The 12838-nt window shown below is 68.1% G+C and carries 9 protein-coding genes; 4 read left to right on the top strand and 5 right to left on the bottom strand.

Features of this window, described 5'->3' with window-relative positions:
• Positions 1-62: 62 nt before the first annotated feature.
• Together F4Y45_12010 and F4Y45_12005 are read right to left on the bottom strand one after the other, a co-directional pair.
• Positions 63-653, bottom strand: coding sequence for a DUF2911 domain-containing protein (locus F4Y45_12010; GenBank protein ID MXY25232.1), 591 nt, complete (start codon positions 651-653; stop codon positions 63-65).
• An 84-nt stretch (positions 654-737) separates the two neighbouring features.
• Positions 738-2801: a M20/M25/M40 family metallo-hydrolase gene (locus F4Y45_12005; protein ID MXY25231.1), complete on the bottom strand. Its 2064-nt coding sequence runs from the start codon at positions 2799-2801 to the stop codon at positions 738-740.
• Positions 2802-2938: 137 nt separating this feature from the next.
• Between F4Y45_12005 and F4Y45_12000 the strand changes: the two genes are divergently transcribed.
• Both F4Y45_12000 and F4Y45_11995 read left to right on the top strand, forming a co-directional pair.
• On the top strand, positions 2939-3148 hold the full coding sequence (locus F4Y45_12000) for a hypothetical protein (GenBank protein ID MXY25230.1): 210 nt from the start codon (positions 2939-2941) through the stop codon (positions 3146-3148).
• 216 nt (positions 3149-3364) lie between these two features.
• Complete coding sequence (locus F4Y45_11995) at positions 3365-4012, top strand: hypothetical protein (protein ID MXY25229.1); 648 nt, start codon at positions 3365-3367, stop codon at positions 4010-4012.
• Positions 4013-4061: 49 nt separating this feature from the next.
• Here F4Y45_11995 and F4Y45_11990 read toward each other — a convergent pair whose 3' ends face one another.
• The 3 genes from F4Y45_11990 to F4Y45_11980 are packed head-to-tail and all read right to left on the bottom strand — an operon-like array spanning position 4062 to position 9057.
• Positions 4062-5327 carry an aminotransferase class I/II-fold pyridoxal phosphate-dependent enzyme gene (locus F4Y45_11990; GenBank protein ID MXY25228.1) on the bottom strand — a complete coding sequence of 422 codons (1266 nt, stop codon included), beginning with the start codon at positions 5325-5327 and terminating at the stop codon, positions 4062-4064.
• An 18-nt stretch (positions 5328-5345) separates the two neighbouring features.
• Positions 5346-6650 (bottom strand): 2-oxo acid dehydrogenase subunit E2, encoded by a 1305-nt coding sequence (locus F4Y45_11985; GenBank protein MXY25227.1) that lies wholly within the window; start codon positions 6648-6650, stop codon positions 5346-5348.
• 7 nt (positions 6651-6657) lie between these two features.
• Positions 6658-9057: a transketolase gene (locus tag F4Y45_11980; protein MXY25226.1), complete on the bottom strand. Its 2400-nt coding sequence runs from the start codon at positions 9055-9057 to the stop codon at positions 6658-6660.
• On the opposite strand from F4Y45_11980, the gene F4Y45_11975 reads away from it, so the two are divergent.
• Positions 8987-10177 carry a hypothetical protein gene (locus F4Y45_11975; protein ID MXY25225.1) on the top strand — a complete coding sequence of 397 codons (1191 nt, stop codon included), beginning with the start codon at positions 8987-8989 and terminating at the stop codon, positions 10175-10177. The genes F4Y45_11980 and F4Y45_11975 overlap by 71 nt on opposite strands.
• Positions 10178-10180: 3 nt before the next feature.
• Entirely contained in the window at positions 10181-12751 is a 2571-nt protein-coding gene (locus F4Y45_11970) for a DUF3604 domain-containing protein (protein MXY25224.1), read from the top strand.
• Positions 12752-12838 lie beyond the last annotated feature (87 nt).

Here is a 12838-nt window from a genome sequence, read left to right as displayed (position 1 = left end):
CGGAGGAACGCCCGTCGATCGATCGCCATCGCTCGCCTAGTGTCCGTAGAGCATCATGGTCGTTACGGCACCGCGATGCTCAACGGGATGTAGGTCTCTCCCCAGTGCAGTCGCAGCTCGGCGTCCTTTTTCTCGACCTCGGCGAAGTAGAAGGCGAGCGTCTCCATGTGTGCACCGAAGCTGGGCGTTGCCATGAAGCGTAGGGCGTCCTGCTCCTCGCCAGGGTACGGGGTGTGGTAGACATCCGCGGCGCGGCTGAAGATGATCGTCCACCGGTTCGGGTCGGGGATTGCCCAAAGGCTGTATTTCCCGGCCGGTAGTGGGTTGCCGTTAATGGTGACGTCGCGGCTGAAGGCGATCGCGGTGGCGTCGTTCGCACCCGGATTCCAGATCTCGCCGAACGGCACGATGCCGCCGAAGAGCTCGCGGCCGCGCGCGACAGGGCGGTCGTAGGTAACCGTAATCTCGGTGTTCGCCACCTGCTGCCACACCGATCCGCTCTGACTCGGCTTGACGTCGTCGAGCGGGAGAATGGGCAGATCCGCGCCGACTGAATCGCCACCCGCCACGGCGCCGCCGCCCTGCGAGCCACCGCCGCCGCATGCGGCCAGTGCCGCCGCCAATCCCATCGCGATTGCCACTCGCTTCGTCATCGATCGCTCCTTTCCGACCGGTGCAGTCTACCCCGTCCCGCGCGCACGGGATTGCGGCCGGCGGCCATCTCGTTGACGGCCTGCTCAGCGACGGGGCAGCCTGTCCTCGGCCATCGCCGTTCGGTAGGCAAACACCGCGGCGACAACCGCCATCTGGCGGAGGTCATCCGGTTGGACGCGGTCCGTCACATCCATGTTGGAGTGGTGCGTCCGCGAGTTGTACTCGAGCCGGTCCTGGATGAACTGGAAGCCGGGCAGACCGGCACGATCGAACGGCAGGTGGTCCGTCCCGCGGGTCGATCGGCGCCCGACTGTCGTGACGCCCAAGTCGGCAAGGTCCCGCATCCAGTCGCGGAAGATGGGCGCCGCGTCGTCATGGCCCTGAAGCCAGATTCCCCGAATCCGCCCGGCGCCATTGTCGAGGTTGTAGTAGGCGGAAAGCTCGGAATGCCGCGGCCGTCGCGGGCCGGCGTTGCCCCCGCCGTAGTGGCGGTCGACGTAGGCGCGCGACCCGAGGAGGCCTTCCTCCTCGCCTCCCCAGAGCGCAATCCGGATGGTCCGGCGCGGGCGCGCCCCTATCGCCTGCAGGATACGCGCCGCCTCCATCATCGCCGCCACGCCCGCCGCGTTGTCGGTCGCGCCGGTCGCGGCATGCGTCGAATCGAAGTGCGCGCCCAGGATCACTACCTGGTCGGCGAGGTCGCTCCCTCGTATTTCACCGATCAGGTTGAATCCGTTCGGCCGGGTTTCATCATGGAAGCGGGTCGTGATGTTCAGCTCGACCGTTACCGGGATGCCCATCTCGATGAGTCGCGCCATCCGGTTGTAGTGTTCGACCGCAATCGTCGCCGTCGGCACCACCGGCGGCGCGTTCGCTTCACGCGAACCGCCCGGTCCTACGAAGATGGTTCCACCGTCGGTCCGCTGTGTGGGCCAGGCGAGATCACCGCCAAGCGGCCCCCCGCCGACGAGGTGCGCGGCATCGCTACCCCGGTCGAGCACGGCCACCACTCCCTCCTCGATCAGGTAGGCATGCAGCGCAGGGTCGTGGCGCGGGCCGGAGCCGCCGCTGCTCAGAGCTTCCTCCCTTCCGGGTCTTGATGCCCGCGCGAGCAGATCGTCGTCCATGCGGAGAACGATGTCTCCCTCCAGCATGGAAACCTCACGCTCCGGCTGCAGGAGAACCACCTTGCCCCGGAGCGTGCCGCGGGCGCGGCCGCGTCCGGCCCGCGAATCGAGATCGACGCGCACCGCTTCCGCCGCTACCGTCCCGTCCGTGCTCGACGTCCAGGCTCGCGGATAGCCAATGATCGGCATCACCTGGGGCTCAGTCATGTGGGCGTGGAACCTGTCGAGCGACCAGCCGCGGCCGTACGCAAAGCGTTCCTCGTGGACCTCCAATCCCCATGAGCGCATCCGGTCGGCAGCCCAGGCGCCGGCCGCCTCGATCGCTGGGGTGCCGGTGACACGTGGGCCGTAGACGTCGCTCAACCACCGGACGATGGTCATGGCATCCGACCGCTCGACACTTTCCGTGCGAATCGCACGGATGACGTCGGCGTCATCGCCGCCCGGAGACTGCCCCTGGAGCGCCGGCGCGATGAGTGAAACGGTGGCGATGAGCGCTGGAAGCCCCCGGCAGGATCCCGCGCGGCGCCGAGAGCGGCGACGCACCCATCCCGCGAGCCGTGCTGTCCGCGGCACGGGCGCTATCCGCCCGGCGAACCGGTCGTCGCGTTCGGGGACGACACCGTGCCGGTGGCGTCGATAGTGAAGAACAGGCCGCCGGTGGCCGGATCCACCGTTTCGATCGGCGTCCCGTTGATGCTGACGCCGGTGGTGACGCGGCCATTTCCACGCGGATCGCGCCGACACTCGTTTCGATCGCGCACGGCCATCGAGTTCGTCACGCCGACCGGAACGTCGTTGAAAGAAACCTCGAAGTTGTTGGGCATCGTCTCGACCAGCGGAATGTTCTGGAAGTTCCGCCAGCTCGGTGCGACGTTCGTCACCTGACCCATCCTCTCGAGACAGGCCTCGTATTCCCCGGTCTGCATCGGCGGCGCGGCGGCCGGTCGGCTCACGAAAAGCAACCGCACCGTGGCGATCTGAGTCGGCTCCAACCCGCGCGGCCCGCGCTGTCCACATTCCGTGGCGAGCGACGCCAGCGCGGCGCAGAGAAGCAGAACGAGTGAACGGATCCGGTGGCGCATCATGAGAGTCGGGCCGGGCGCTCAGTTACAGCATAGCGGATAGGGGCCGATAACAAGCATGCGGGTTCGCGCATGTTGAAGCTCCTGCGGAGAACTGTCACCCTCGTCGCCGCGCTGCTCGTCGGCTTCCTCGGCCTCGTCGCCGTCCTGCTGCTCGCGCCTCCCGGCCAGGAACTGCGCGCTCAGATATCGCGGCTCGTAAGCGAGCAGGCGCCAGCTGTCATCCGGAACCTCACCGGCGCATTCGGCGCGGTGAGGAACCTCGTCGATCCCGCGGATTGAGTACGCCGGCGACGGCTCCGGGAATCCACCTCCGCGCAACCGGCTTGTCGCCGCCTCGAAATGCGATCGTCCACACTTGCGCGGTGCGTCCCGGCGCGTCCACCCGTCCCGCGCGCGCCGCTTGTCGGACGTCCCTCCGCGGTATATAAGAAACCTTTCCAGCGGCTATTTCCGGGCGCCGGCCCAGAAGGCGGCCCCGAACGAAGGAGGCAGCAGATGACACGCACAACCCGCATCGGCATCATCACTGTAGCGCTCGCCCTCGTCGCGTTTGCAGGCATACAGGAAGCGGCAGCGCAGGCCCACAACCACATCGGCCATGTCGCCGACAAATGGAACGACACACCCGAGATGGTTGGATTGCTGCCGGCGGCGATCGCCGAGGCTCGCGTCGCGGCGCAGCACGCCGGCCTGGCGGCGAGCGATACCAGCGACCTCGACTCCATGAAGCGGCATACGGCGCATGTGCTGCACGCCGTCGATCCGACGCAGATCGAGAACGGCCCCGGCGCCGGCTACGGCGTCAAGCAGGCGGCCGAGGGAGCGGCGAAGCACATCATGGCGGCCGCAAATTCCGATGATGCGTCGGGCGCGGTGAAGACGCACGCCGAGCATGTCGCGACATCGGCCCGGAATACCGTGGCCCGGGCTGACGAGATCGTCATGCTGGCACAGAAGATCGATGCCGCCACGTCAGCCGGCGACGCAGCCGGACTGGTGACGGAGCTGAACGACCTCGCGCAGGCGCTGCTCGCCGGCGTCGACGCCAACAACGACGGTCGGACCGGCTGGCAGGAAGGCGAGGGTGGCCTCGAGACCGCCGAGACGCATCTGAACCTGATGAAGAACGCGGAAGGGCTGTAGCAGAGGCAGCGGCACGGTGTCCGTCCGTGGGACTTGCCGCGGGCGGACTTTAGTCGTCGGTATAGGAATCACGGAGTCGGTACTCCGGGTGCGACTCCAGCCACGCCGCCATTCGCTCGCCGCGCGTCACCGCCTCGGCGACGAACGCGACGGCGTCCGACAATCGCTCATCCGGTTCGGCGCAACTCAGCCTGAGGAAGCCGGCGCCCGCGCTGCCGAAGCACTCGCCGCCAAGGCAGGCGACGCCTCGCATGTCGTCCGCTCCTTCAAGCAGGAACAGCGCCAGCCCGTGTGACGTGATGCCGTGCCGGTTGCAGATCGCCTTGACGGACGGAAAGACATAGAACGTCCCTCCCGGCGACAGGCACGATACGCCTTCAATCGTATTGAGGCCGTCGACCAACAACGCGACCTTTCGCCGGAAGTCGGCCATCCGTTCGTCGCGTAACGCGAGATCTCCCGCCATCGCCGCCATCCCCGCCCGCTGCACGAACGGCGGGACGCACGAGAGCGACGTATTGGCGAAGAGGCCGAACTTCTCGATTGCCGGTGCGCTTCCCACTGCGAAGCCAAGCCGCCAGCCGCTCATGCTGAACGACTTGCTGAACGTGTAGGCAGCGACACACTGATCGAACATGCCCGGCTGTGCCAGCAACGAGTGGTGCCGACCCGTCCATACCATTGCGTCGTACGGCTCGTCGCTGAAGACCGCTACGTCGCGGCCCCGAACCAGTTGTCCCAGCTGCTGGAGATCGTCCAGCGTGGCGATGCCGCCGGTCGGATTGTGCGGGGAGTTCAGGATGATGGCCTTGGGGCTCGGATCCTCCGCCAGGAAGCGTTCGACATCGTCCAGATCGGGACGAAAGTCATGCGACGAGCGCAGCCTCGAGATGACGACCCGCCCGCCCCGCCGTTGCACGTTCGCCGGATAGGTCGGAAAGTGCGGACTGAATACGAGGACACCGTCGTTCGGGTTGACGAAGGCCTCGCAGAAGAACTGCTCGAAGATCTTGGCGCCCGGTCCGGCAACGACGTTCTCGGCCGCCGCCGATAGGCCGTACTCCCGGTTGACGTAGGCCGCGGCGGCGGCGCGGAATTCCGGAAGGCCGAGCGATGGACCGTATCGCGTCTCTCCCGCCCGGATTGCCGCTATTCCCGCGTCCAGGGCGGACGGCGATGTCGGAAAGGGACTATCGCCGATCTCCAGCTCGATCACGTCCTTGCCGGCGGCGATCAGCCGTTTGGCGACGGCGAGGACCGTGAACGCAGTCTCCCCCTGTACGGTGGAGGCGAAGGTGGAGAAGCTGGCGGCCATCTAGCAGCGCGGGCGATCTTACGCGAACAGCAGGCGGGGATCCTCCAGCAGCGCGCGGAACGTCCGAAGCAGATCGGCGCCGGTCGCACCGTCGAGAGCCCGGTGGTCCGCCGCGAGCGTCACCGTCAGCATCGTCGCAACCCGCACCTTCTTCTTCCGGACCACGGGGCGCTCCTCCAGCGCGCCGATGCCGAAGATGCATCCCTGCGGTGGATTGAGAATCGGATACAGGCTGGAAATGCCGAACATGCCCAGGTTGGATACCGTGCACGTACCGCCCGCGTATTCCTCCGGGGCGAGCTTGCCGTCACGGGCCCGGTCCGTCAGGTCGCGGAGCTCCGCCGCGATCGTCGTGACGCACTTCGTGTCTGCGCTGCGGACAATCGGCGTGACGAGGCCGCTGTCGGTCGCCACCGCGACGGCGAGGTCGACGCGTCCGAAACGCCGGATACCGGCGCCGGTCCAGGCGACATTCGCTTCGGGGACGGCGGCGAGGGCCAACGCGGCGGCGCGAACAATGATGTCGTTCAGCGTCAGCGCCTCGTTCATTGCGGCGGCGGCGTTCGCTCTCGCGCGGCGCTTCAGCATCCTGTCGACGGCACAATCCATCGACAGATAGAAATGGGGCGCGGTCTGCTTGGCGTACGTCATCCGCTCCGCCGTGACGCGGCGCACGGCGGTAAGCGCTTCGTCGCGGTACGGAGTGTCCGACGACGAATCGTGCAGTGACTCCAGGCGAGTCGGCGGAAGCTCCGGCGCCGCGTCCGGCGCCGACGCGCCGGCGGGCGGACCCGCGCCGAGCGTCTGTTCGATGTCACGCATCGTCACCCTGCCGGCGTCCGGGTCAAGCGTCACGGCGGCGACGTCGATACCGGCATGAGCGGCCATGCGGGCGGCAAGGGGCGTGACGGAGGGGGCCTCGTTACTGGCCGAGGGCGGCGAGGCGGGCTCGGGCGAAGGCTCGGTCCCCCCGGCAGGGAACCCCGGCGCAGTTGGCGGTGGCGCGACAGGCATGGGCGGATCCGCGGGCGGCGGCTCGGCGGGCGGCGGCTCCACAAGGCTCTCATCGGCGGTCGGTGGACGAATCAGGCCGAGCAGCGTGCCTACCTCCACTCCCTCAGTGCCCGCGTCGACGCGGATCCGGTCGAGAATCCCGTCGGCCGGCGCCTCGAGCTCGACGGTGGTCTTGTCGGTTTCGACCTCGGCAATCGGTTCACCCGCCTTCACGCTATCGCCCGGTTGCTTCAGCCACGCGGCCAGCGTCGCGGACGTCATGGATGCCGCGACTTCGGGCATCAGGACTTCGACGGCTTCGGTCGTCATCTTCGGCTCACCCGGATCGGCCCGCGATCAGCAACCTGGCCGCCGCGTCGATGATGGCCTCGGTGTCCAGACCGTATTCGCGATAGAGATCGGGTACGTCGCCGGATTGGCCGAAGCGGTCCACGCCGAGGGGAGCTACCAGATGGCGGTTGACGCCTGCGAGCCAGCTCAGCGAGGCCGGGTGGGCGTCGATTACGGTGACCAGACCGGTCGTCGCGGGAACCGGATCGAGCAGCCGCTCGATCTGCGCCTTGGAACGGACCACCCCGGGTGGTGTGCGGTGCCCCGCCATCCATCCGCGGTAGAGGCGGTCAACGGAAGTGACGACCAGCAGACCGGCATCCGGATCGTCCTCGCGAATCTGCCGGTGGGCCTCGATCGCTTCCGGCAGCACCGCGCCGGAGGCCACTATGGCGAGCACCGCACGCGGCCCGGGCGGGACACGCCAGTAGCCGCCCGCCGTCACATCCGCAGCCAGCTCGGGCGTGAATTCCCGTTCCGGCTGCGGAATCGGACGGGTTGACAGCCGCAGGTACACCGCGCCCCCGTCGTCGGCCTGCAGGTGCTCGAAACTCCAGCGCAGGAGCTCGCACAGTTCGTCGCCGTACGCCGGCTCGAACGACGTGAGTCCGGGCTGTCCCATTCCGATCAACGGTTCGTAGATCGACTGGTGCGCGCCTCCTTCGGCGGCCAGGGAGATACCCGACGGCGTGCCGACGATAATGAATCGCGCGTCCTGATAGCAGGCGTAGTTGAACGCGTCCAGACCGCGGCTGATGAACGGATCGTAGACGGTCCCGATCGGCAGGAGGCGCTCGCCGAAGAGCGGTGCGCTCAGGCCGAGCGCGGCGAGCAGGATGAACAGGTTGTTTTCGGCGATGCCCAGCTCGATGTGCTGCCCCCGGGTGGAAACCTGCCAGTTGAGAGCGGAAAGGATCCGTTCGTCCTTGAAAAGGTCACCCCGATCGCGCCGGCCAAAGATCTGGCGCCGGTTCAGCCAGGACCCGAGATTAGTCGATACCGTGACGTCAGGCGACGAGGTGACGACCCGGTCGGCCAGCTCGGGGTGCCGGCGGGCCAGGTCGGAGAGGAACCGGCCGAACGCTTCCTGCGTCGACAGCCGTCCGTCGGAGAGCGCCGCGGGCGGCTCGAACCGCTCCGGCACGGCAACCCGGGCCGCCTGGCGGCGTCGCGATCCAGGCGGCGCCTGCGCGAACGGCGCACGGCGGAGGAACGCTTCAAGGGCGTCCGGCGGAACGTCCAGACCGGCGAACCGCTCCCACTCCTCGCCGTCGCCGATTCCCATGCGCTGGCGGAACGTCGTCATCTGATCGGGTGTGATCAGACCGGCGTGATTGTCCTTGTGACCGGCGAGCGGCAGACCGTAGCCCTTGATCGTGTAGGCAATGAAGCAGGTCGGCCGATCGTCCTTGACGGCGCGGAACGCGTCGCGGACGGTTATCAGGTCATGGCCGCCCAGGTTGGTCATGAGCCGTCCGAGCGCCTCGTCGTCATGCTCGTCGAGCAGGGTCCGGATGCCGTGCGTGTCGCCCAGGTCGCGGATCAGTTCCCTGCGCCATGCCGCACCTCCCTTGTAGGCGAGGGCCGAGTACAAGGCGTTGTCGGACGAGTCGATCCACTGTCGGAGCGCATCGCCGCCCGGCTTGCGGAACGCCTCGGTCAGCAAGCTGCCATACTTGAGGACCTCGACCCGCCAGTCGAGATCGCGAACGATCGTCGCGATGCGATCGGAAAAGCGCTCCGCCATCACCGCGTCGAGGCTCTGGCGGTTGTAGTCGACCACCCACCAGACGTTCCGGACCTCCTGCTTCCACGACTCGACCAGCGCCTCGAAGATGTTCCCCTCGTCGAACTCGGCGTCACCGGCGACGGCAATCATCCGGCCGGGTGGTTCGTCTGTTCCGAGGCCGCGCAAGCGCAGGTAGTCCTGCACCAGCGCGGCGAAGCTGGTCATCGCTACGCCCAGGCCGACCGAGCCGGTCGAAAAGTCGACGTCGTCCCGGTCCTTCGTGCGCGACGGGTACGACTGCGCGCCTCCGAAGCCCCTGAAGCGCTCGAGCTGATCGCGTGTCTGGTTGCCCAGCAGGTACTGGATGGCGTGGAAGACGGGGCTCGCGTGCGGCTTGACGGCGACCCTGTCGGCGGGGCGGAGCGCGTCAAAGTACAGGGCCGTCATCAGCGTCGTGACCGACGCGCACGATGCCTGATGCCCACCCACCTTCAGTCCGTCGCGCGACGGACGAAGGTGGTTGGCATGGTGGATCATCCAGACCGACAGCCAGAGAACCTTCTGCTCGAGCGCGTGCAGATAGCGAATGTCGCCGGCGGCCGCGTCGGGGCCGTGCGGGTCGGGCGCGGGTTGCTGGGCGGTCGCCTGGATCGCCATAAGAGTAGTAGGATGCCCCAACACGCCGACGCCGACAAGCGCGACTGCGAGGCACACCATGATCGACGCGAGACTCACCCGGCGTGAAGCGCTGAGCCTCATCGGACGCGGAGCGATGGCGGTCGGGGCGGGCGCGGTGGCCGCCGGGGGGCCCGCGCCGCTCGCGGCGCAGCAGCGGTTCAGCAGTGCGGAGCCGCCGGACTTCCCCAATGGCGCCATCATCCGCACTCTGCAGGGAGACGTCGACCCGGCTGAGCTGGCCGAAGGGGCGACCCTCTTCCATGAGCATGTGGGGCGGGCCGACATCGACCTGGCGGTGGAGGAGCTGAGCGCCTGCGCGTTCGACGGCCTCGGCTGCATCGTGGACGCGGCCACGGGGCGGCGGACCGGCGAGGAGGTCCGTAACCTGCAAGCCATCGCCGATCGGAGCGAGGTGCGGATTGTCGCTGCCGGCAGCTATTTTCAGGACATCGGTTTTGCCGTCTATCCGGTCCGCGTCGCCGAGATGTCGGAGGACGACCTCGTCGAGGAGCTGGTTGCCGACGCGGCGGCGCAACGCTGGGGCGCGTTCGGCGAGATCGCGTCGTCGTTGGAGATGCGGCCGGACGAGCGGAAAGTACACCGCGCCGTGGCGCGCGCGCACCTGCGCACGGGGCTGCCGATCTTCACGCACACGCCGCACGAGAGCTGCCCGAGCTGCGCGATGGAGCAGATGGACGTGATCGAAGGGGTGGGCGTCGACCTGTCACACGTGGTCATCGGCCACATGGCAACCATCAAGCCGGAGCACGATCCGCTCGGCACTCACCGCGTGGTGGCGGAACGGGGAGCGTTCGTCGGCCTCGACACGCTGGGGCACGAGATGGGACGTTCCGACATTCCGGCCGCCGACAAGGTCCGGATGGTGCAGGATCTGCTCGACGCCGGCCTTGAGGACCACATCCTTCTTTCGTCCGACATGGGCAACGTCCGCCAGTTCAAGCGTTTCTACGGCCACGGCTGGGCATCCGTGCTGATGCAGTTCGTCCCGAAGCTGCGCTTCGCCGGGGTTCCGGAAGAGACGATACGCAAGATACTCGTCGACAACCCGCGGCGCTTCCTCGCCTTCGTGCCGGTCTGATCCATGCGGCGGTGGATGCCGGCGGCAGTGGTCGTGCTCGGGGCGGGAGCCGCCATGTGCAACGCGCCGACCGAACCCGGACCGGGCGACGACTACCTTTCTCCGGCGCTGCGCGCCGAGGTGGAGCAGCTCAAGGCGTCCGTCGCTGCGCAACCGACCGACGCGGAGACGATCGCGGAGCGAGCCCGCATCCTGGCCGACTGGGTGGACGCCTACGCGCTGGCGGGTAACGAAGTCGGACTAGGCGGTCCGAATGTCCGGTTGCAGGCGACGCTGCCGCCAACCGGCGCCGCCGCCCGCCGGCAGGGAGCGAACATCGATCGGCTGGTGCGGCTGTTCTCCCTGCACGACGTCCAGGGATCGCTCGGGGCGCTGACCGCGGAGTCGCTCGGTCCCTTCCCGGCGCGCAGCTACCAGACGATCCGCCAGACCTGGACGGTGGGGAGCGAGCCGGTGGCGGCGGGCGGCGGCTTCTGGGTGGCGCGCCATTTCAGCGTGAACAACGGGCCCTACCAGACCGACGATCCCTCTGCCGACGGCTACGCCACCATCCTGACGAGCGACGACGACGCCCGCTTCACTACCGACGTCTACATGGCGAGTGGTGCCCACGGCGGGTTTCGTTCGCCGGAGCCGGCGCTGGTGTTCCGTCTCGCTTCGGGCACGCTCGACCCGGGCGAGACGGTGACCATCACCTACGGCGATACGACCGGCGGCGGGCCGGGGATGCTGATGACCAGCACGTCGAGCGCGCGCATGCCGTTGCCGCTCTACGTCGATCTGGACGGCTCCGGGGAATGGCGGCCCCTGCCGATCCTGCCGTTCGTCGTCAGCGGCACGACGGTAGCGGGTGTCCACGGCTTCGCGCCGAGTGTCGTAGCGCCGGGCGAGATCTTCGAACTCTCGGTCCGCGCCGAGGATGCCTTCTTCAACCGGGCGACCGGTCCCATCCCGGCCTTCGACGTCCTGATAGACGGGGACGTGCGCGCGACGACGCCGGCCGGCACGGATCCCGTCAGCATCGTGGAGTTGACGCTCGAGGAAACGGGGCCGCACTGGGTCGAGATCCGCTCGGCGGACGGCGCGATCACCGGTGACGCCAACCCGATCCTGGTTGCGGAGAATCCCCAGCGGCGCATCTATTGGGGCGACACGCATGGCCACTCCGGTTATGCCGAGGGGATCGGCACGGTGGAGTTCTTCATGACGTTCGCGCGGGACGACGCGCGGCTCGACTTCGTGACGCACTCGGACCACGACACGTGGATGGACGACGCCGAGTGGGAAATATCCCGGCAGGCGGTGCTGTCGTTCGATGAACCCGGTCGGTTCATTCCGTATCTCGGCTGGGAGTGGACGCGGCACGCCCGTTTCGGCGGCCATCACAACGTGCTGCTTCGAACCGCGGAGGGCCGCGAACGCGTGTCGGCGCTGGAACATCCGACGCTTTCGGACCTCTATCGCGAACTGCACGCCCGCTACGACCCGACCGACGTCGTGGTGATTCCCCACGCCCACAATCCGGGGGATTACCGACAGTCCGACGCGCAGCTCGAACCGCTGATCGAGATGATGTCGATGCACGGAACCTTCGAGTGGTTCGCACGGCAGTACCTCTCCCACGGCCACCAGGTAGGACTGGTCGCCGCTTCCGACGACCACCTCTCGCATCCGGGGTATTCGGCGCCGAACCGGAACACGCTGGCACAGCGGGGCGGACTGGGGGCGGTGCTCGCTCCCGAGCGCTCACGCGACGCGATCTTCGACGCGATGCGGGAGCGGCGGACGTACGCCACGACGGGCGACCGGATCATCCTCGACGTGACGGTGAACGACACCCCGATGGGACAGCGGGCGGAGTACGCCGAGACGCGCGCCGTGTCGGGTCGCGTGATCGGCACGGCGCCGATCGCCTCGATCACGCTCCTGAAGAATGACGAACCGATCTGGAGCGAGACCTACGGGCTCGACGCGGGGGGCGGCCGGCCGGCCGACGTCGAGGAGTGGCTGCTCTCGTTCACCTCCGACGCCACGCCGCGCCATCCCGGTGACGCGCCCCGCGGCTGGCGGCACTGGCGCGGCGACCTCCGGGTCCAGGGAGCCGCGCTGGCGGAGGTGACGGCGACCGATTTCGTCAATCCGACCACGCAGGCGCTCGAGCCGGAGGGGAACGGAGCCCGGTTTGCGACCCACACCCGAGGGGACGCCAGCTCGATCCGGCTGACGCTGACCGACATCCGTCCCGACGCGTCGCTCCTGATCAACCTCGACGCCGCGCGCGAAACCGGATCGGCGCCCCCCTTCTTCCGCCCTCCCGCCGACATCGAAGCCGAGGAGGTGCGGTTGCCGCTGCACACGAGCGGCATCACGCGCACGCTGCCGGCGGAAGGCTACCCCGACGATCGGATCATGCTGCGCCGGCTCATCCGCAACGGTCCGCGTGACGTGACATTCAGCTACACCGACGAGGATGAACCCCGACAGGGGGACTACTACTACGTCCGCGTCGTCCAGGTGAACGACGCGATGGCGTGGTCCAGCCCGGTCTGGGTGGGCGGCTATCCGTCACGTTAGCCTTGCCCGGGTGGCCGACGTTCCCGCGCAAGCAGAACTCCCAACACGCCCCGGCTCCGGACGGGTGATCCCCTTGCCGGCGGTCCG

This window comes from Acidobacteriota bacterium, assembly GCA_009838525.1.
GTDB lineage: Bacteria > Acidobacteriota > Vicinamibacteria > Vicinamibacterales > UBA8438 > VXRJ01.
This window is presented reverse-complemented; position numbering and strand designations above follow the sequence as displayed.

Coding starts and splice junctions, on each gene's coding strand:
- F4Y45_11970 (MXY25224.1), top strand. CDS start 10,181: ATGCGGCGGTGGATGCCGGCGGCAGTGGTCGTGCTCGGGGCGGGAGCC.
- F4Y45_11985 (MXY25227.1), bottom strand. CDS start 6,650: ATGACGACCGAAGCCGTCGAAGTCCTGATGCCCGAAGTCGCGGCATCC.
- F4Y45_12000 (MXY25230.1), top strand. CDS start 2,939: ATGTTGAAGCTCCTGCGGAGAACTGTCACCCTCGTCGCCGCGCTGCTC.
- F4Y45_11995 (MXY25229.1), top strand. CDS start 3,365: ATGACACGCACAACCCGCATCGGCATCATCACTGTAGCGCTCGCCCTC.
- F4Y45_12010 (MXY25232.1), bottom strand. CDS start 653: ATGACGAAGCGAGTGGCAATCGCGATGGGATTGGCGGCGGCACTGGCC.
- F4Y45_11975 (MXY25225.1), top strand. CDS start 8,987: ATGTCGCCGGCGGCCGCGTCGGGGCCGTGCGGGTCGGGCGCGGGTTGC.
- F4Y45_12005 (MXY25231.1), bottom strand. CDS start 2,801: ATGTGGACAGCGCGGGCCGCGCGGGTTGGAGCCGACTCAGATCGCCAC.
- F4Y45_11980 (MXY25226.1), bottom strand. CDS start 9,057: ATGGCGATCCAGGCGACCGCCCAGCAACCCGCGCCCGACCCGCACGGC.
- F4Y45_11990 (MXY25228.1), bottom strand. CDS start 5,327: ATGGCCGCCAGCTTCTCCACCTTCGCCTCCACCGTACAGGGGGAGACT.